Source organism: Streptomyces sp. NPDC005899, from assembly GCF_040629645.1.
Lineage (GTDB): Bacteria > Actinomycetota > Actinomycetes > Streptomycetales > Streptomycetaceae > Streptomyces.
Window position 1 is genome coordinate 1 of record NZ_JBEXWB010000038.1, and the last position, 18,540, is coordinate 18,540.

Consider the following 18,540-nt stretch of genomic DNA (forward strand, 5'->3'; position numbering starts at 1 on the left):
CCTCGTTGCCCTCGCCCGCCGCGCGGTAGATGACCTCGATCTCCACGTTGGGCACGTCCGGCAGGCCGGGCGCCGGATTGAGCACGGAAAACGCCAGGGGAGTGCTGCTGCTCAGCCACGTCGGATTCTCGTTCATGGAGGATCTCGTCGCCACGGTCGCGGCGCACGGGCTCACATGCCATGTGCTCAGCTCGCTGCCGGAGCCGCAGCACCAGGAATCCAGGCCGGCGGCGCTCGCCGACCTCGCCGACGACGTCCGGGTGACGCAGGGACACGTCCTGACCCCGCGTGACATAGAGGAGTACCTCGACCACCTGCGGGACACAGGCGTGGACGTGCGGTGCTGTCTCACCGTCTGGGAGGGCTATCGGCACCTGATGGCGCTGGCCAATGCCCGCCTGGGAGTCCCGGACCTGGACGAGAAGCAGGTCCTGGAACTGCGCGACAAGGTGGTGCTGCGCAACCGCCTCGCCGACGCGGGCCTCAGCCGGGGCCGGGCGTCCGTGCTCACCCCCACGACGCTCGCCGAGCGGCAGCGCGAGGGCGGACGCTACTTCGTGAAGCCGGTCAGCGGCATCGCCTCCTTCGGGACGTTCCCCCTCACCGCCGGCACCTCCTGGGCCGACCTGGAGCGCATCGCCGCCGAGGCCCGGTCCGACACGGTCTACGCCAGTGTCTTCCTCGCCCAACCGGGTCCCGGCGACCCGGTCGGCCCGCGAACGGCCGCGCACGGCACTTCTCCCGGAACGGCCGAGGTGCGCAAGACCCCCGACATGGAATTCCTCGTCGAGGACTACGTGCCCGGGCGCGAGTTCAGCTTCGAAGTGATCGTCGTCGACGGCGAGCCGCACGTCGTGGCCGTGCACGAGAAGTGCGAGATGACGGAGACGGTGAGCGCCGTGCTCGAGGACGCCTGCGTCAGCCCGCCCACGAGTCTGCCGCGCGAGGAGCTCGTGGCAGGGCTCCGCTGGGTGTCGAGCGTGCTCGACACCCTCGACCTCCGATGGGGCTGCTTCCACGTCGAGGCGCGGCACGCCCCGTCCGGTTGGGACCTGATCGAGGTCAACCCGCGCGTCGGCGGCAGCCTCATCTCGCCCAGCGTGGGACAGCTGACCGGCGGCCCCGGCCTGCTCGACCTCTGGCTGGAATCCCTGATCACGGCCCACCGGCCGGCCGGATTCAGCGAAAGGCTGAAGAGCCTGTCCTTCGCGGCGGACGGCACCCCGCAGGGGCACCACGCGACCTTCTTCCGCGTCTTCTTCGCCGACCCCGGCACGATTCGCGAGGTACGGCTGAACGACGGCCCCCTACGGCCGGTCCTGTCGCACATCCTGCTCAAGCCCGGTGACGTCGTGGAACCGGCCTCGCGCGAGGTGTTCCTCGGCCAGGTGCTCTGGCGCATGGACCTCGCCGACCGTGACGCGATCCTTCCCGCACTGGTGCCGGCCTCCAAGAGGGCCATCGAGATCACGTACGAAAGGGAACACGGATGACCAGGCCGATCATCCTCGTCGTCGACTACAACCTGAGCCGGATCGACGAGGTCCGCCACCTGCGGAACTACGCCCATGAGCACCATCACGCGTCGGTCGTCCTGATCCGCGCCGACCCCACCGAGGCCGACCGCTCCATCGCCGACGAGGTGCTCGACCTCGACCCGCTCCGTGACGACTTCGCCGAGATGGGCGAGAAGCTGCTCGGCGACCGGCGCGAACGGATCAAGGCGGGCATCGTCTTCTCCGACAACGCGGTCCGCAGCGGCGCCGAGCTGCTCGAACGGCTGGGTGTCCCGGTCGACTCGTCGCGCTTGGCCGAAGGGGCGTTCTCCAAGTACCGCTACCGGCGCTCCGAGGCGTACGCGGCCGAACTTCTGGAGTCGCAGCGGGTCATGGTGCCCGCCTTCGCCGAGATCGCCTCGCTCGGCCAGCTGAGCGCCTTCGCGCGGGAGCATCCCGGCGGCTTCGTCGTCAAGCCCGTGGCGGAGGGCAACAACCGGGGCGTCGTCGTGGTGCGCCCCGGCGACGACCTGATGGCCGCGTTCGCCGAGGTCCTGCCCTATCTGGAGGGAGGGGTGATCTGCGAGGAACTCATTCCCTACCGGCGGGAGTACTCCTTCGACGGCCTGGGCTCACTGGAGTTCGTGACCGAGAAGGTCAGCGCGGACGGCCGGTACCCCGTCGAGATCGCCCAGATCCTGCCCGCCCGGATCGAGGGACACGAGCGAGCGACGCTGGAGAGGGCTGGACGTCAGGCCAACTGGCTGGTCGGTCAGTGCGATGGGCCGTTCCACAACGAGATCAAGTTGAGCGACGACGGACTGCGTGCCGCGGTCGTGGAGCCCAACCGGCGGCCGGGCGGGATGAAGATCTGGTCGCTGGCTCACTGGGTCTACGGGATCGACCTGCACCACCACTGGGTCGACACGGCCTTCGGCACGGCCGCCGGAGTGGAACGGCTCGTGCCCGGCTGCTCGGCGGCGACCGTGATGCTCGGTGTCGGCGCCGACCGCGCGTTCTCCCCGGCCGACATCGCCGCCGGCGCGGACCCGCTCGGCGACGCCGTCCGGGCCACCGCGGAACGGCTCGGCCTGGCCGACGGAGAGCTCACCGTCACGGAGTTCTCCTGGCTGTCGCCCGAGCGCCGCGACCTGCACGCCGTAGCCCGCGACAACGCGGACTTCGCGGCCCAGGGCTGCGTGGTCCTGCGGGGCGACCGTACCGACATCCGCACCGTCGTGCACACGCTGCGCGAGGTCTGGCTGGACACCCTGGACCGCGCTCTGCTCCTCCCCACTCCCGTCAGGAAAGCCCGATGAAGATCCTCGTCCTGCACCGTGTGCCGTACTTCAAGATCGAATATCACCGGGGGATCTCGCACGACGAGCACGAGGTCACCTACCTCGGAACCGAGCAGGCGCTGGCCGGCCTCCCACCCGGTCTGCGGTGCGAGCGAGTGAGCCGCCCGGGTACCCGGCCGGTGTTCGAGGAGGCCCGGGAGTGGCTGGCGGACCGGCCCCGCGACTTCGACCGGATCATCTCCGTCTCGGAGTACGAACTCCTCGACTGCGCCCTGCTGCGCGAGCACCTGGGCGTGCCGGGCGCCATGCCCGCCCAGGTCGTGCTCGCCCGGGACAAGGTCCTGATGAAGCGGGCCGTCGCGGACGCCGGTCTGCGGGTGCCGCGCTTCCTTCCGCTGGCACGTTTCCTGGCACTGGACGGCCCCGCTCCCTGGCGCGGCCGGACCGTACTCAAACCGGCTCGCGGCGCCTCCAGCGAGGACGTCCTGGTGTTCGACACACCGGCGTCGGCCGCAGCGGCGGTACGGGAGGGCCGGACCGGCATCGCCCGGCTCGACGCCGGCGAGGGCCGGGAGGACCACCAGGTCGAGGAGTTCGTCTCAGGGCCGATCCAGCACTTCGACGGTCTGGTGCAGGGGGGCGAGGTCCTCGTCCTCAGCGCCGGCGAATACGTCAACACCTGCCTGCAGTACGCACAGGGCCACCCGCTCGGATCGTTCCAGATCGGCTGTTCCGACGAGACGCGCACCTGGGTGTCGCGCGTCCTGGCCGCAGTGCGGATCGAGGACGGCAGTTTCCACCTCGAGGCGATCGTCCACGAGGGAGAACTGGTCTTCCTGGAGGTCGGCAACCGGGTCGGGGGAGCCGACGTGGTCGCCACCGTCGAACTGGCGACGGGCGTCCACCTCCCCTCGTACGAGCTGCGGGTCCTGCTGGGTGAGCCCGTTGCCGGGATGCTTCCCCGGCCCCCGGCCGACCGGCGCCGTTACGGCTGGTTCGTCTACCCCGGCCACCACCTGGCCGGGCAGGAGTACGGGGGTCTCGACGGGGCGGCGCTGTTCCGCGACACACCGCCCGTGGTCGCCTGGAACGAACTCCCCCGCGGGACACCGCTGCCCGACCACATCACCTACCAGACCGGGGAGACGGTGCTGACCGGGATCGTCGCGGGCGACACCTCCCAGGCCGGCCGGGACTGGCTCACCGGCCTGTTCGACTCCCTCTCGGTGCGTACCCGTCCGGCCGCCCCGAGCACTTCGGGAGCCGCCCCGAGCGCTTCGGGACAGGCCCTGATATCGGGTCCCGGGGTGAGGAGACGACACGCCTCTTCATCGGCGGCCGCCACCGCGACCCGCCTCCCGTCGACGAACGGACCCCGGTGATGACCGCCCTGAACGACCTTGCGGACCGGTATGTGGACGAGCTCTCCGAGCTGGACCCGTGCCTGGCCTCGGCGATGGGCGTCGCCGGGCAGGAGGAGCGGCTCACCGACTTCGGCCCACGGGCCACGTGGGAGCGGGCGGAGCTGGCCCGCCGTACGGCGAAGGCGGTCGAGGCCACACCGGTCGAGGGCGACGCCGAACGGATCGCGGCGGCGGTCCTCGGCGAGCGTCTGGCCACGGAGGTGGCGCTGGCCGAAGCCGACGCCTACGCCACGCTGCTGGACACCCTCGACGGGCCGGTCCAGCGGATCCGGCAGGCCGTGGGGCTGCTCGACCAGGGCTCCGACACCCCGTGGGACGCGCTGCTGGCGCGGCTACGGGGCGTCCCGGACGCTCTGGCCGGGCTGCGCGAGAGCCTGGAGGCCGCGCGGCGCGGCGGCCGGGTGGCACCGTACCGCCAGGTGGTCCGTAACGCGCAGGACTGCCGGGACACGCGGCCGTACCTGACGGGGCTGCCGGCCGGGCTCGGCGACGGTGTGCTGCGGGAAGCCCTGGACCAGGCGGTGGCCGACGCGAACAGGGCGCTGACACGGTTCGCCGGGTACCTGACGGAGGAACTGGCGCCGGTGGCCCCTGAGCTGGACGCACTGGGGGAGGACCGCTACCGGCTGGGGGTGCGCGAATTCCTCGGCCTCCGGCTGGACCTGCGGGAGACCTACGCGTGGGGCTGGGAGGAAGTGAGCCGGATCCAGCGGGACATGGCCGAGACGGCGGCGCGGATCGCGCCGGGTGAGCCGGTTCAGGCCGTGCTGGCGGGGCTCGACAAGGACCCCCGGTACCAGATCAAGGGCGCGGCGGCGTTCCGTGACCACCTGCAGGAGACCGCCGACCGGACCATCGCCGACCTCGACGGGACGCACTTCGTGGTCCCCGAGGCCCTGCGCCGGATCGACTGCCGGATCTCCCCCAGCGAGGGGCCCGCCGTCTACCTGGCACCCAGCGAGGACCTGTCACGACCCGGAACGATCTGGTGGACGCGGACCGGCCTGGACGCGCTGATCCCGACGTGGACGGTGCCGGGCACGATGTTCCACGAAGGAGTCCCGGGTCACCACCTGCAACTGGGCACGACGACCCTGAACACGACCACCCTCAACCGGTTCCAGCGGCTGGCGTGCGAACTGCACCCGGGCCACTGCGAAGGCTGGGGCCTGTACGCCGAACGGCTGATGGAGGAGCTGGGGTACTTCGCCGACCCGGCACACCGGCTGGGCATGCTGGCCACCGGTCAGCTGCTGCGCGCCGCGCGGATCGTCCTCGACATCGGGTTGCACCTGCGACTCCCCATCCCCGCGGGCACCGGATTTCACGAGGGGGAGCGGTGGACCCCGGAACTGGGCCGCGCGTTCCTCGTCGAGCACTGCGGACTCGGCCCGGCGGGGTTCGTCGACTTCGAGATCGACCGGTACCTGGGGCGCCCCGGGCAGGCCATCGCCTACAAGCTGGGGGAGAAGGTCTGGCTGGAGTCGCGGGACGCGGCCCGCCGCCGTGACGGGAGCGAGTTCGACCTCAAACGGTTCCACCAGCAGGCCCTGGACCTGGGGCCGATGGGCCTGGGCCTGCTGCGGGCCGAGCTGACGCGTGCGGACCGTGCCCGCCGACGGTGAGAGATCCGGGCAGGACGGACACGGGCGGAACACACCTCATGGTGAAGGAGAGAGCGAGCGGATGATCACCGTAACGGGGCACGCGGACCTGACCCCGGACACGTGGGAGCTGGTCCGGGAGGAGCTGCGGGAGCGCTTGAGGGCGATGCCGGCGGACGCGACCGGACTGGTGCGCGCCGGCGCCGGACTGCCCCTGGAGTTCGGACGGCTCGTGCGCGAGGTGGGCCGGCGTCTGGTGGTGCTCCTCCCCGAGCGGGCCGGGATCCTCACCGGAGCTTCACCCCGGAACCGGGAGGCGCATCGGGAGCTGCTGGCACTGGCCGAGGGGATACGGATGCTGCCCTTCGACCCGCTGGACCGGGACACCTGCGTGGGCGTGGACGAGCGACTCGTCAGCGACTGCGGCAGGCTGCTGGCGGTCTGGGACGGCTCTCCGTCCAGCGGCCGGGACGCCACCGCCCACATGGTGGCCTATGCCCGCGCTCGTGGCATTGCGGTGGAGATCCTCTGGCCCTCGGGCGCGGCCCGTGAACCGGCCGGCCCCGCGCTGTCGCGCGCGCGTGGACACGGGCACTGACGGTCACCTCACGCACACCTCATCGGTCTCTGCCGGTCTTCCGCACGTAGGTGGAGTCGGCCCCGAGGGGGGCGCCGTCGGCCCCGGCCGGCGTGAGGTCCGGGACGCGGGCGCCCTGTTCGTCCACCAGGGTGGAGTGGGGCTCGCCGGGTTCGAAGGCGTGGCGCTCTCCCCACTGGCGCAGGGTGAGGAGTACGGGGAAGAGGTCGCGGCCGCTGTCGGTGAGCACGTATTCCTGCCGGCGGCCCGTGGGCGCGGTCTGCTGGGTGATGAGCCCGTGAGCACTGAGCTTCCGCAGGCGGTCGCTGAGGATGTTGCGTGCGATGCCGGTGCGTCGCTGGAACTCGGTGAAGGAACGGGCGCCGTCCATCGCGTCCCGGATGACGAGGAGGCTCCAGCGGTCGCCGACGAGGTCGAGCGTGCGGGCGACGGGGCAGTCGGGGTCCGTCCAGGCGCCGTTCTGGGCACCGGTGGAGGAGCGCGGCATGACACCTCCTGAATGAGTTGCGTATGAAGACCATCATGCCCTACGGTCGAATTGGTTTCACTTTGCTACTTATTTTCTGATGGGAGTGCGATGGACGTCTGGCGACGGCTACTGCTTGCGGTCGTGTGCGGTGTCGCGGTGGCGAGCGTGTACGCCGCCCAGCCGGTGCTCGCGCCGATGGGAGACAGTCTCGGCATCCCGGCGGGGCAGGTGGGCTGGATCGTCTCGATCGGCCAGTTCGGCTACCTGGCCGGTCTGGTGCTGCTGGTCCCGCTCGGTGACATGGTCACCAACAGGCGCCGGCTCATCGCGGGGCACCTCGTGGTCACCGCGGCCGGCCTGGCCCTGACCTCCTTGGCTTCCGCCGCGTGGATGGCCTTCGCGGGGCTCGCGCTGGCCGGGATGTTCGCGGTCGTGGTACAGACCACGGTGGCCTACGTGGCATCGGTCTCGCCGCCCGCCGAGCGCGGGCGGAACATCGGGGTCGTGACCTCCGGCGTGGTGATGGGCATCCTCGGCGCGCGGATCGTCACCGGCCTGCTCGCCGAGCAGTGGGGCTGGCGGAGCATCTACGTGGTGCTCGCCGTGCTGGCACTCGGGCTCGCCCCCCTCGTCCTGCGCGCCCTGCCCCCGGAGGAGCGTTCCCACCGGCCCTCGGGATACCGGCAGGTCGTCGTCTCCTTCGGTGCACTGTTCGGGGAGCGGCTCTTCCTGACGCGCGGCCTCATCGCGTTCTTCCTGTTCGCGTCCTTCGGGACGCTGTGGAGCGGGTTGTCGCTGCCGCTGTCGGCGGCCCCGTGGCACTTCGGCGAGACCCAGATCGGAATGTTCGGTGTGGCCGGACTCGCCGGCGCGCTGGGCGCGGCCCGTGCGGGACGCTGGGCGGACGCGGGGCGCACGGTCCCGATGGCGGGCTTCGCGCTGGCCCTGCTCATCGTCTCCTGGGCCGCGATCGCCCAGCTGCCCTGGGCCCTGTGGCTGCTCATCGTCGGCGTCGTGGTGCTCGACTTCGCCGTCCAGGTCGTGCACGTGAGCAACCAGCACGTGCTCACCAGTGCGTACGCGGAGCGCACCAGCAGTGTCATCGGTGGCTACATGGTCTTCTACTCCCTCGGCTCCGCCCTCGGCGCGGCCGCCACCACCTCCGTCTTCACCTCCTCCGGATGGGCCGGGTCCAGCATCCTCGGAGCCGGCTTCGCGGCCTGCGCGCTGATCGTATGGGCGGTCGGCGGAGGCCGGGGCAGCCGCGCGCCCAAGCTCCTCTCCGAGGCGGTGGAGGCCCCCGGCCGGGAACAGAGGCAGAAGGCGGAAACCGCCTGACGGCTATGACGCCGGCGCATGGTCCGAGAAGTCCGCGAGGCTCTCGGGCCTCGCTGACGGCCGTGCCCGGGGCCGCGATTCCAGCGGATCCAGAAAATATCGTGGGGCAGCCGTACGCGGTTCGAAAAAAATAGGGTGGCCGCTCTTCCGGTGGAATTCATATCGCCTTCTTGACGCCCCGAAATGGTGCCGCTTAACCTCGTTCGAGAACCGTGCGTATTGGTCAGTGAATAAGATCGTGTAATTCGGTCCATGGCTACACCCGGTGGAATCCAAGAAATTCCGGACGCATTGAGGAGAAAAGCGTGTCTCTCTCGTACCCCGCAACCCCGGCCGGCACCGGCGTCGAAGAATCCACGTACACCACGGACAAGGCCGGGTCGCAGCCCTTCGACCCGGGCGACTGGAAGTCCGTCCGCTCGCAGTTTCTTCTCTCGCCCGACCTGGCGCACCTCTCGAATTTCTACCTGGCTTCCAACCCGACTCCCGTCCGTGACGCCATCACGAAGTACCGCAAGGCCTTCGACGAGGACCCCCACAGCACCCTCGACGACAACATGTTCGGCCGGGAGGAGGACAAGCTGTGGCGCACCGTGTGCGACGAGGCCGCCGAATACGTCGGTGGTCGGGCCGACGAGATCGCCCTGACCACCAGCACCACGATGGGGCTGGCGCTGACCTACAACGGCCTGCGCCTGAAGCCCGGCCAGGAGATCCTGACCACCACGCACGAGTTCTACCCGCACCACGAGGCGATCCGCCTGGCGGCCGAGAGGTGGGGCGCGACCATGCGCACCATCTCGCTCTACGAGTCGTCGCCCGACTTCTCCGTCGACGAGGCCGTTGCCCGGATCCGCGCCGCGATCCGCCCCACCACCCGCGTCTTCGGCGTCGCGTGGGTCCACTCCAACACCGGCGTCCGCCTGCCGATCACCAGGGTCGCGGACGTCATCGCCGACCTGAACCGCAACCGTGAGGAAGAGGACCGGGTCCTGCTCGTCGTCGACGGGGTGCACGGGTTCGGCGTGGCTGACGAGGACGTCGCGGGCATGGGCTGTGACTTCTTCTCCGCGGGCACCCACAAGTGGATCCTCGGACCGCGCGGCACGGGAATCATGTGGGCCAAGCCGGAGAACTGGGCGCTCCTCCAGCCGACGATCCCCAGCCTGATGAGCAGGGAGACCTCTGCGGCCTGGAGGCAGGACCGCCGGCCGGTCGGCCCCACCGAGGCCGCGTGGATCAGTCCGGGCGGATTCGCCGGGTACGAGTACCAGTGGGCCACCGCCGAAGCGTTCCGCTTCGTTCGCCAGATCGGACGCAAGCGGATCCAGGACCGGATCGCGGAACTCAACAGCCAGATCAAGGAGGGCCTGGCTGAAATGAGTCACGTCACGCTGCACACCCCGCTCGACCCCGAGGTGTCCGCAGGCATCGTCACCTTCGACGTCGAGGGTCACGAACCGCGGAGCGTGGCGAAGATCCTCCGCGAGAACCGTGTCATCGCCAACGCCACGCCGTACGGTGTCCCCCACGTCCGACTGTCGGCAGGCATCGTCAATTTCCCGGAGGAGATCGATCTGGCCCTGCGCGTCATCCGGTCCCTCAAGGGTGCCTGAGACAACATCCTGAGCCGGCCGACCGGCGCGACGGCCGGCCCCGCTGGGGCAGAGCGGATCTGAGAGCCCTCGAGAGGGCTCTCAGTCTCTGCTTCCCGACGGAACAAGCGCCCATGGCGGCGTAGTGCATACGTATCGAGCGGGAATGTCGACGGCCACACACGGCAATGCCCGCGAACTCGGGTAGCCGTGCCCCGACTTCGTCCTGTTCGATGATCCGGCCCTCCGACTCGGCGGCCTGGGTGCCGAGCATGTCGGTCTGCCCGGCCCGTGGGCTTCCCGGGGGAGGGCCGTCCGCGCCGCTCGGAGGGTGTCCCCGTCGCTCGTTCGCCCCCTCGGACGGTGTCGTTCCCCGCCGGCTGAGGGGGCCGGTCGATATCGGTGAACGCCCGCAGGGCGCGGCTCACACTGCCTTCGACCCGGTTTCGCCCGGCCTTCCGTCGGCGGCTGCCGCTGCCCACTTCCGCGGGGCGCGCGCGGCGGAGAGCCGGCGCAGTAGCCGTTGCGGCGGAGTGGGCGGCAGCGCGCGCGAGTCGCCCCGTGCGTAGTACCGCTCGACGTAGTACTGACCCACGCTGAGCACGCTCGTGACCGCTACGTACCAGAGCGTCGCGACCATGAGCAGCGGGATGACCTGGTACGTCTGGTTGTAGATCAGCTGGGTGGAGTACAGCAGGTCGTGCACGGCCAGCACGCTGACGATGCTGGTGCCCTTGAGGGTGCCGATCAGCATGTTTCCGGCGGTCGGCACGATGGAGCGCATCGCCTGGGGAATGACGATGCGGCGCAGGGTACGGGGCTTGCCCAGGCCGAGTGCCTGCGCGGCCTCCGTCTGGCCGGGGTCGACGGAGAGGATGCCGCCCCGCACCACCTCGGCGGCGTAGGCGCTCTCGTGGAGGGTCAGGCCGACGACGGCGGTGAGGGCCGGACCGAGCAGATTGACCGTCTTGACGGTCACGAACTCCGGGCCGAACGGGATGCCGAGGCCGAGGGTCGGGTAGAGCGCGCCGATGTTGAACCAGAACAGCAGCTGGACCAGCAGGGGAGTGGAACGGAAGATCCACACGAAGCCCCAACTCAAGGTGCGCAGCACCGGGTTGCCCGAGAGCCGCATCACCGCCAGCAGTGTCCCCAGCAGGAAGCCGAGCACCATGACCGCTGCGGTCAGCCACAGGGTCAGCAGCAGCCCGTCCAGCACGGCGGTGGTGGTGAAGTACTGCCGGACGACGCCCCATTGGAACGCCTGGTTACGGACGGCGGAGTTGAGCACCATGGCGAACACCACCAGCGCGGCGGCGGCGGCCGCCCACCGGCCCGGGTGCCGGCGCGGCACGATCCGCGGCAGGTCGGAGTCTGCGGCGCCCGTGCGCCGCGGGGGTGTCTCGACGGGGGCGGAGGTGACAGCGGAAGGTGTGACCATGAGGAGGCACTCCGGGAGAGGGGATCACAGGCTGGGTGACCATCGGGTGGCGCGCGACGCGGCACAGCGGCACAACCGCTGCGCGGGTACGGCGCGCGGCCGGGATATTCGCGTCGTCACGAGCACCGCGTCCCTCAACGCGGCCGGAGGAGCTGCCGCGCGGGGCGGAGCCGTCCGCCGGCCATCATAGGTGGGCGCGGAAGGTGGCTGTCAACAGCGGCTTCCAGGGCCGGATCAGGTGGTCCGGCATACGGGCGCTGCTTGACGAGAAGCACATCGTACTGCTCAATTAATCGCATGAATGCCCATCAGCGCTTGGTCTCGCGCGACCACATCGACTTCGGTCGGGTGTGGTCCGCAGCGTGTTGCGTCTGACTCGGCAGCGGGCCGTCTGACCGGCCCTTCCCTCCCTCGGTGACCCCGTCGCGGGCCGAGTTGGCTCTTCGCGCGCTGCCGCACCTCTGCTTCCCCTGACGTACGACGTCGTCACACCCGCGTATCCCTCATTCCTGACGCTCAGTCATATTTGCCACCACGCAACGGCGGTTTCGTCATGCCCGCGTGCGGTCGCTCCTGAAAGGGCCACTGTCATGCCTGTGGAATTCCTCGGCATCGCCGCCACCAACGACGGCTCCGAGACCACCCCGCGCTCCGGCGCCGCCTTCGACAAGGAGTACACACTCCGGCTCGCCCGAGCTCATGAGGAGCACGGCTGGGACCGCGTGCTGTTCGCCTACGGCTCCGGTTCGCCCGACCCCGCCCCGGCCGCCGCGTACATCGCGAGCCACCTGGAGCACCTGCAGATCTTCCTCGCCCACCGGCCCAACGTGTCGTACCCGACGTTCGCCGCGAAGACCTTCGCCACCCTCGACCAGATCAGTGAAGGCCGCCTGGCCGTCCACTTCATCACCGGCGGCAACGACCGCGAACAGGGCCGCGAGGGCGACACCCTCACCAAGGACGAGCGCTACGCCCGCACCCGCGAGTACATCCGGATCGTCAAGAAGATCTGGACCACGCACGAGCCTTTCGACCACGAGGGCGAGCACTACCGCTTCCGCGACTTCGTCAGCGATGTGTTCCCCGTCCAACAGCCGCGCCCGAACGTCTCGTTCGGCGGCTCGTCGCCCGCCGCCCTCGCCGCCGGTGGTGCGGAGGCCGACATCTACTGCCTGTGGGGCGAGCCGCTGGAGGGAACCGCCGAACAGATCGAGGCCGTGAAGGCCGCCGCTCAGGCCGCGGGCCGCGCCGACGTACCCCGCTTCCAGGTGGCGTTCCGCCCGATCATCGCTCCGACCGAGGAACTGGCCTGGGAGAAGGCCCACCGCACGCTGGGCGCCATCCGGGAGCACGGCGTGGCCGCGCTCAAGCGGCGCCACCGCACGGGCGCCCCACAGAACACCGGCTCGCAGCGGCTGGTCGCCATCGCCGAGGCCGGCGAGCGCTACGACCGGGCCCTGTGGACCGCGACGGCCGCGGCGACGAGCGGCGCGGGAAACTCCAACGCCCTGGTCGGCACCCCGGAGACGGTCGCACAGGCCCTCCTCGACTACTACGACCTCGGCGTCGACATCCTCTCCGCCCGCGGCTACGACCTGCTGGACGACGCCATCGACTTCGGCCGGTACGTCATCCCCCTCGTGCGCGAGGAGGTCGCCAAGCGCGATGCCGAACGGGCGGCCCGTGCCCCGCGGTCCCTGGCGGCGGTGGGCGAATGACATCCGTAGCCGAGACGCCGGCGCGGGCGGCGGACCTGACCGTCGTCCACGTCCCGGTCTCCGACCCGCGCGTGCGGCCCCTGCTGCGCGAACTCGGTCACGAGTACTCCACGCGCTACGGCACAGACGCACACGCCGAGATCACCCGCTACCCGGACGAGGAGTTCACCCCGCCGCACGGCGGCCTGCTCCTGTTGCTGCTCGAGAACGGATCACCCGTCGCGGGCGGTGCCTTCCGCCGCTACGACGCGGCCACGGCCGAGCTGAAACGGATCTGGACGCACTCCGCGCACCGCCGGCGCGGGCTGGCCCGACGCGTGCTCGCCGAACTGGAACACGAGGCGGGCGCACGCGGCTACCGCCGCATCCACCTGACCACCGGTCCACGTCAGCCGGAAGCCCGCGGCCTGTACCTGGCCACCGGCTACACACCGCTGTTCGACATCGAGGCCGACCCGGAGACGGTCGGCTCGCATCCCTTCGAAAAAGACCTAGTGCTCACCACGCTCCCTGGAAAGGCCACAGAACAGTGAATCTCCCCGCTCTCGGAGGCCGCCTGCGCGGCGCCGCAGCCGTACTCGCGCTGCCACTGCTCGCGCTGACCGCATGCACCTCCGGCGACCCCGGCGGCACCGCGGCCGTGGGCGCCAAGGCGTCCGCGGCACCCACCGGCAACCCGGTCGCCTCCGTCCGCAAGGTGGACGACATCGCCGCCCTGCTGCCGGCCGACGTCCGCCGGTCGGGCACGCTGCGGGTCGGCAGTGCGGTCGGTTTCCCGCCGGGGGCCTACTACCCGAACGGGGCGGACAAGGCGCCCGCGGGCCAGGACATCGACCTCGCCGACGCCGTCGCCAAGGTCCTCGGTGTGAAACTGCAACGCCAGGACGCCTCCTTCGAGACGATCCTGGCCGCCCTCGGCAGCGGCAAGTACGACGTCGGCACCGGAAACTTCGGTGTCACCACCGAGCGCCTGAAGAGCGTCGACTTCGTCACCTACATCAATGACGGCCAGGGCTTCGCGGTGAAGAAGGGCAACACCGAGCTCAAGAAGGTCACCGACCTCACCCAGCTGTGCGGACTGACCATCGGCACCGGCGCCGGCACGACCTTCGAGGCGACCCTCACCGCGCAGAAGGGCGTGTGCGCGAAGGCCGGGAAGAAGCCGTACGACGTGAAGGTGTACGCGGAGAACGCGGCGACGCTCTCCGCGCTCCAGCAGGGCCGCATCGACGTGCTCATGTCGACCATCAACGGCTTGCGGTACCAGGCCACCCAGCCCGCCGCGCAGACCACGTTCCTCGGCGAGTACCACCGCCTCGACGTCGGTTTCGCCTTCGCGAAGGGCTCTCCGCTCACCAAGGCATTCCAGGCCGCCGTCGACGAGCTGATCAAGGACGGCACGTACGCCCGGATCCTCGAGAAGTGGGGCACCTCCGCCTCCGCGATCGAGACCTCGCGCATCAACCCACCCGAACACGCCTGAGAGCCGAGCAGGGACCTCACGATGGCATCCACCACCGGCGTCGCACACCCGGACGCCGCCCCCGCGGGCTCTCGCCCCGCAGCACCCCCCTTCCCGGACGATCCGGGCTCCGGCAAGGTCGTCCCCGCCCGCCACTACGCCCGCTGGGCCGGGGCCGTCGCCGTGGCCGTACTGGTCGCCCAGTTCGTGCACGGCCTCGCGACGAATCCCGTCTGGGAGTGGGGCGTCTTCGGCGACTACGTCCTGTCCGAGACGATCGTGCAGGCGGTGTGGGTGACCCTTCAGCTCACCGCCTACGCCACCGTCCTCGGCTTCCTCCTGGGCGCCGTGCTCGCCTTCATGCGGCTGTCCCGCAGCCCCGTGCTGCAGACCGTCGCCTGGACGTACATCTGGGTGTTCCGCTCGATCCCGATGATCGTCCAGCTGGTGTTCTGGTTCAACCTGAGCGCCCTCTACAAGGAGTTGGGGGTCGGCATCCCCTTCGGCCCGGTGTTCTGGTCGGTCGACAGCAACAGCCTCATCGGCACCATCGGTGCCGCGATCATCGGACTGACGCTCCATCAGGCCGCGTACGCCGCCGAGATCGTCCGGGGCGGCGTCATCTCCGTCGACCAGGGGCAGTTGGAGGCCGCCGCCGCACTCGGCATCCCCCGGTTCCGGCAGATCCGGCGCGTCGTGCTGCCGCAGGCCATGCGCGCCATCCTGCCCACGGCCGGAAACGAGATCATCGGCCTGCTCAAAGGCACCTCGGTGGTCTACGTGATGTCCATCGGCGAGCTGTTCTACCAGGTCCAGGTCATATACGGCCGCAACGGCCGGGTGATTCCGCTGCTGCTGGTCGCCACCGCCTGGTACGTGGTGCTGACCTCCCTGCTGTCCGTCGCCCAGTACTACGTGGAACGCCGCTACGCCAGGGGAGCCGACCGCACCCCGCCACCGACCCCGATCCAGCGCGGCCGGCGCTTCGTGCGCAACCTGCGCGCGGCGGCCGCCCGGCGCGACCTGCCCGTCGTACCGCTGAAACCCCTGGAACCCGTAGGAGAGAGCCGATGAGCGAGGTCATGGTGGACGTCCACGGCGTCCACAAGAGCTTCGGCCCGCTGGAAGTGCTGCGCGGCGTCGATCTGCAGGTCGCCGCCGGCGAGGTCACCGTGATCCTCGGTCCGTCCGGCTCGGGGAAGTCCACGCTGCTGCGCACCATCAACCACCTGGAGAAGGTCAACCGCGGGTGGATCAGCATCGACGGTGAACTCATCGGCTACCGCCGCTCGGGCAGCAAGCTGCACGAGCTGAAGGAGAAGGAGATCCTCAAGCAGCGCACCCACATCGGGTTCGTCTTCCAGAACTTCAACCTCTTCCCGCACCTGACCGTGCTGGACAACATCGTCGAGGCACCGGTCTCCGCCCTGCGCCGCCCGCGCCGGGAGGCGGAGGAGAGGGGCCGCCGGCTCCTGGACCGGGTCGGGCTCGCCGACAAGGCCGACGCCTACCCGCGGCAGCTCTCCGGCGGCCAGCAGCAGCGCGTGGCCATCGCCCGCGCGCTCGCCCTCGAACCGAAGGTGCTGCTCTTCGACGAGCCCACCTCCGCGCTCGACCCCGAACTGGTCGGCGAGGTCCTCGACGTCATCAAGGACCTGGCCCGCGCCGGCACCACCATGATCATCGTCACCCACGAGATCGGCTTCGCCCGCGAGGTCGCCGACACCGTGGTCTTCATGGACGACGGCCTCGTCGTGGAACAGGGACCACCCACGGCCCTCCTCGACGCCCCGCGACACGAGCGCACCCGCGCCTTCCTCGCCAAAGTCCTCTGAGCCACTGACCGCCCGCACACAAGGAGTACCACCGTGTCCATCACATTCCCCTTCCGCCCCACCGCGGCCGCGGCAGCCGTCGGACTCGCCACCGCCCTCCTCGCCACCGGCTGCGCCAATCCCACCGACGACGCCAGGACCGAGGTCGCGGCCACGCCCGGCGGCACGACCACGACCAAGATCAACACCAGTCCGGACCAGCGGCGCGTCAGAACCGGCAAGGTCGACTCCATCGCCGGCCTGGTACCGGAGCGGATCCGCAAGAGAGGCACGCTGGAACTCGTCGGCTCGGCCGGCGGCTCCGCCCCGCTCGCCTTCCACGCCACCGACAACAGAACCGTCATCGGCGTGGAACCGGACCTCGCGTACCTCATCGCCGACGTACTGGGTCTGAAGCCCCGGCTCCACACCGTCTCCTGGGAGAACGTCTTCGTCGGCCTCGACAGCGGCAAGTACGACGCGGGCCTGAGCAACATCACCGTCACCGAGGAGCGCAAGGAGAAGTACGACTTCGCCACCTACCGCGAGGACAACCTGGGCTTCCAGGCCAAGAAGGGCAGCGGTCTGAAGGTCGCCGGACCCGAGGACCTGGCGGGCCGGACGGTCGCCGTGACCAGCGGCACCAACCAGGAGAAGCTCCTCGTCGAATGGAGCAAGGAGAACGAGAAGGCCGGCCGCGAGCCGGTGGACATCAAGTACTACCAGAACGACAGCGACACCTACCTGGCCCTCCAGTCCGGCCGCATCGACCTGCACGTCGGCCCCAACCCGACCGCCGCCTACCACGCGGCCACCACCGGCAAGACCGAGGTCGTCGGCACCTACTCCGGCGCCGGCTCCACCCTCCAAGGACTCATCGCCGCCACGACGAAGAAGGACAGCGGCCTGGTCGAGCCGCTCGCCGCCGCCGTCAACCACGTCATCGGCAACGGCACGTACGCGAAGGTGCTCCAGCGCTGGGGCCTGTCGGACGAGGCCGTCACGGAGTCCCTGACCAATCCGCCGGGCCTGCCCAAAACGGGCAAGTAGGCGACCCCCGACGGAAAGGCCCCTCATGTCATCGTCCGCACCCTCACCGCTGCACCTCGCCGTCGCCCTGGACGGCACCGGCTGGCATCCCGCCTCCTGGCGCGAGCCGGGTGCCCGCCCCCGGGACCTGCTCACCTCCGCCTACTGGGCCGACCTCGTCACCGAGGCCGAGCGCGGACTGCTCGACTTCGTCACCATCGAGGACGGCCTCGGCCCCCAGTCCTCCCACCCCTTCGACCCGGACGAGCGCACCGACCAGGTGCGCGGCCGCCTCGACGCCGTCCTCATCGCCTCCCGCGTCGCCCCGCTGACCCGCCGCATAGGCCTCGTGCCGACGGTCGTCGCCACCCACACCGAGCCGTTCCACATCTCCAAGGCGATCGCCACCCTCGACTACGTGAGCGGTGGCCGTGCCGGCCTCAGGGTGCAGATCACCGCACGCCGGAACGAGGCCGCCCACTTCGGCCGCCGCACCGTCCCACGCATCGAGGCCCACGACAGCCCCGAGGCCCTGGCCACGGTGACCGACCTGTTCGACGAGGCCGCCGACTACGTCGAGGTCGTGCGCCGCCTCTGGGACAGCTGGGAGGACGACGCCGAGATCCGGGACGCCGCCACGGGGCGCTTCATCGACCGCGACAAGCTGCACTACATCGACTTCGAGGGCAGGCACTTCAGCGTCCGGGGGCCGTCCATCACACCCCGCCCGCCGCAGGGCCGGCCGATCGTCAGCGCCCTCGCCCACGACACGGTCCCGTACCGGCTCCTGGGCCGGGCCGCCGACGTCGGCTACGTCACCCCGCACGACGCCGACGAGGCCCGCTCCGTAGTCGGCCGGATCCGCGCCGAGCAGGACGCCGCGGGCCGGACCTCCGAGCCCCTGCACGTCTTCGGCGACCTCGTCGTCTTCCTCGACGACGACCCGGCCACCGCCCGGACACGCAGGGAACGACTGGACGCGCTCGCCGGGCAGCCGTACGCCGGCGACGCGCCCGTCTTCACCGGCACGCCCTCGGAACTCGCCGACCACCTGGAGCAGTTGCGCGCCTCGGGTCTGACCGGTTTCCGGCTGCGGCCCGCCGTCATCGCCCACGACCTGCCGGCGATCACCCGCGCTCTGGTACCCGAGCTGCAACACCGCGGTGTCTTCCGCCACGCCTACGAGGCCGACACCCTGCGCGGCCTGCTGGGCCTGGCCCGCCCCGCCAACCGCTACGCCGCCGTATGAGC

At 70.5% G+C, this 18,540-nt stretch carries 16 protein-coding genes; 14 read left to right on the forward strand and 2 right to left on the reverse strand.

The window, feature by feature from the left end; translation table 11 throughout:
- Positions 1-134 precede the first annotated feature (134 nt).
- The 5 genes from ABZ371_RS07705 to ABZ371_RS07725 all read left to right on the forward strand — a co-directional run bounded on the left by ABZ371_RS07705 (position 135) and on the right by ABZ371_RS07725 (position 6,423).
- On the forward strand, positions 135-1,493 hold the full coding sequence (locus ABZ371_RS07705; RefSeq protein WP_358674991.1) for an ATP-grasp domain-containing protein: 1,359 nt from the start codon (positions 135-137) through the stop codon (positions 1,491-1,493).
- Positions 1,490-2,815, forward strand: a complete 1,326-nt coding sequence (locus ABZ371_RS07710) for a biotin carboxylase (RefSeq protein WP_358674994.1) — start codon at positions 1,490-1,492, stop codon at positions 2,813-2,815. The genes ABZ371_RS07705 and ABZ371_RS07710 overlap by 4 nt, the downstream gene beginning before the upstream one ends.
- Complete coding sequence (locus ABZ371_RS07715; RefSeq protein ID WP_358674997.1) at positions 2,812-4,179, forward strand: ATP-grasp domain-containing protein; 1,368 nt, start codon at positions 2,812-2,814, stop codon at positions 4,177-4,179. The genes ABZ371_RS07710 and ABZ371_RS07715 overlap by 4 nt, the downstream gene beginning before the upstream one ends.
- The gene (locus tag ABZ371_RS07720; RefSeq protein ID WP_358674999.1) at positions 4,179-5,846 is read left to right on the forward strand and encodes a DUF885 domain-containing protein; all 1,668 of its coding nucleotides are present in this window, start codon (positions 4,179-4,181) and stop codon (positions 5,844-5,846) included. Before ABZ371_RS07715 ends, ABZ371_RS07720 begins: the two co-directional genes overlap by 1 nt.
- Positions 5,847-5,907: 61 nt before the next feature.
- Positions 5,908-6,423: a hypothetical protein gene (locus ABZ371_RS07725; RefSeq protein ID WP_358675002.1), complete on the forward strand. Its 516-nt coding sequence runs from the start codon at positions 5,908-5,910 to the stop codon at positions 6,421-6,423.
- A 19-nt stretch (positions 6,424-6,442) separates the two neighbouring features.
- Here the strand turns inward: ABZ371_RS07725 and ABZ371_RS07730 are convergent, their stop codons facing one another.
- On the reverse strand, positions 6,443-6,910 hold the full coding sequence (locus ABZ371_RS07730; protein WP_358675005.1) for a helix-turn-helix domain-containing protein: 468 nt from the start codon (positions 6,908-6,910) through the stop codon (positions 6,443-6,445).
- Positions 6,911-7,000: 90 nt separating this feature from the next.
- On the opposite strand from ABZ371_RS07730, the gene ABZ371_RS07735 reads away from it, so the two are divergent.
- Positions 7,001-8,230 carry an MFS transporter gene (locus tag ABZ371_RS07735; protein WP_358675008.1) on the forward strand — a complete coding sequence of 410 codons (1,230 nt, stop codon included), beginning with the start codon at positions 7,001-7,003 and terminating at the stop codon, positions 8,228-8,230.
- A gap of 305 nt (positions 8,231-8,535) precedes the next feature.
- The gene (locus ABZ371_RS07740) at positions 8,536-9,846 is read left to right on the forward strand and encodes an aminotransferase class V-fold PLP-dependent enzyme (RefSeq protein WP_358675010.1); all 1,311 of its coding nucleotides are present in this window, start codon (positions 8,536-8,538) and stop codon (positions 9,844-9,846) included.
- A gap of 403 nt (positions 9,847-10,249) precedes the next feature.
- Here ABZ371_RS07740 and ABZ371_RS07745 read toward each other — a convergent pair whose 3' ends face one another.
- Positions 10,250-11,266, reverse strand: a complete 1,017-nt coding sequence (locus ABZ371_RS07745; RefSeq protein WP_358675013.1) for an amino acid ABC transporter permease — start codon at positions 11,264-11,266, stop codon at positions 10,250-10,252.
- 590 nt (positions 11,267-11,856) lie between these two features.
- On the opposite strand from ABZ371_RS07745, the gene ABZ371_RS07750 reads away from it, so the two are divergent.
- From ABZ371_RS07750 to ABZ371_RS07780, 7 genes are read left to right on the forward strand one after another with little or no spacing between them, the layout of a single operon-like run.
- Entirely contained in the window at positions 11,857-12,984 is a 1,128-nt protein-coding gene (locus ABZ371_RS07750) for an LLM class flavin-dependent oxidoreductase (protein ID WP_358675016.1), read from the forward strand.
- Entirely contained in the window at positions 12,981-13,517 is a 537-nt protein-coding gene (locus ABZ371_RS07755) for a GNAT family N-acetyltransferase (protein ID WP_358675019.1), read from the forward strand. Before ABZ371_RS07750 ends, ABZ371_RS07755 begins: the two co-directional genes overlap by 4 nt.
- Positions 13,514-14,467, forward strand: a complete 954-nt coding sequence (locus ABZ371_RS07760; protein ID WP_358675022.1) for an ABC transporter substrate-binding protein — start codon at positions 13,514-13,516, stop codon at positions 14,465-14,467. The genes ABZ371_RS07755 and ABZ371_RS07760 overlap by 4 nt, the downstream gene beginning before the upstream one ends.
- A gap of 21 nt (positions 14,468-14,488) precedes the next feature.
- Positions 14,489-15,520, forward strand: coding sequence for an amino acid ABC transporter permease (locus tag ABZ371_RS07765; protein ID WP_358675025.1), 1,032 nt, complete (start codon positions 14,489-14,491; stop codon positions 15,518-15,520).
- A complete protein-coding gene (locus tag ABZ371_RS07770) occupies positions 15,517-16,281 on the forward strand; it encodes an amino acid ABC transporter ATP-binding protein (RefSeq protein ID WP_358675028.1) in 765 nt (254 codons plus the stop codon). Before ABZ371_RS07765 ends, ABZ371_RS07770 begins: the two co-directional genes overlap by 4 nt.
- Positions 16,282-16,320: 39 nt before the next feature.
- Complete coding sequence (locus ABZ371_RS07775; protein ID WP_358675060.1) at positions 16,321-17,310, forward strand: ABC transporter substrate-binding protein; 990 nt, start codon at positions 16,321-16,323, stop codon at positions 17,308-17,310.
- A 25-nt stretch (positions 17,311-17,335) separates the two neighbouring features.
- Complete coding sequence (locus tag ABZ371_RS07780) at positions 17,336-18,538, forward strand: LLM class flavin-dependent oxidoreductase (protein WP_358675031.1); 1,203 nt, start codon at positions 17,336-17,338, stop codon at positions 18,536-18,538.
- The last annotated feature ends 2 nt before the right edge of the window (positions 18,539-18,540 follow it).

What these genes read in the sequence shown, in the direction of transcription:
- ABZ371_RS07745 (WP_358675013.1), bottom strand. Translation starts at nt 11,266, where the DNA reads ATGGTCACACCTTCCGCTGTCACCTCCGCCCCCGTCGAGACACCCCCG.
- ABZ371_RS07710 (WP_358674994.1), top strand. Translation starts at nt 1,490, where the DNA reads ATGACCAGGCCGATCATCCTCGTCGTCGACTACAACCTGAGCCGGATC.
- ABZ371_RS07765 (WP_358675025.1), top strand. Translation starts at nt 14,489, where the DNA reads ATGGCATCCACCACCGGCGTCGCACACCCGGACGCCGCCCCCGCGGGC.
- ABZ371_RS07750 (WP_358675016.1), top strand. Translation starts at nt 11,857, where the DNA reads ATGCCTGTGGAATTCCTCGGCATCGCCGCCACCAACGACGGCTCCGAG.
- ABZ371_RS07715 (WP_358674997.1), top strand. Translation starts at nt 2,812, where the DNA reads ATGAAGATCCTCGTCCTGCACCGTGTGCCGTACTTCAAGATCGAATAT.
- ABZ371_RS07705 (WP_358674991.1), top strand. Translation starts at nt 135, where the DNA reads ATGGAGGATCTCGTCGCCACGGTCGCGGCGCACGGGCTCACATGCCAT.
- ABZ371_RS07770 (WP_358675028.1), top strand. Translation starts at nt 15,517, where the DNA reads ATGAGCGAGGTCATGGTGGACGTCCACGGCGTCCACAAGAGCTTCGGC.
- ABZ371_RS07720 (WP_358674999.1), top strand. Translation starts at nt 4,179, where the DNA reads ATGACCGCCCTGAACGACCTTGCGGACCGGTATGTGGACGAGCTCTCC.
- ABZ371_RS07755 (WP_358675019.1), top strand. Translation starts at nt 12,981, where the DNA reads ATGACATCCGTAGCCGAGACGCCGGCGCGGGCGGCGGACCTGACCGTC.
- ABZ371_RS07730 (WP_358675005.1), bottom strand. Translation starts at nt 6,910, where the DNA reads ATGCCGCGCTCCTCCACCGGTGCCCAGAACGGCGCCTGGACGGACCCC.
- ABZ371_RS07780 (WP_358675031.1), top strand. Translation starts at nt 17,336, where the DNA reads ATGTCATCGTCCGCACCCTCACCGCTGCACCTCGCCGTCGCCCTGGAC.
- ABZ371_RS07725 (WP_358675002.1), top strand. Translation starts at nt 5,908, where the DNA reads ATGATCACCGTAACGGGGCACGCGGACCTGACCCCGGACACGTGGGAG.
- ABZ371_RS07735 (WP_358675008.1), top strand. Translation starts at nt 7,001, where the DNA reads ATGGACGTCTGGCGACGGCTACTGCTTGCGGTCGTGTGCGGTGTCGCG.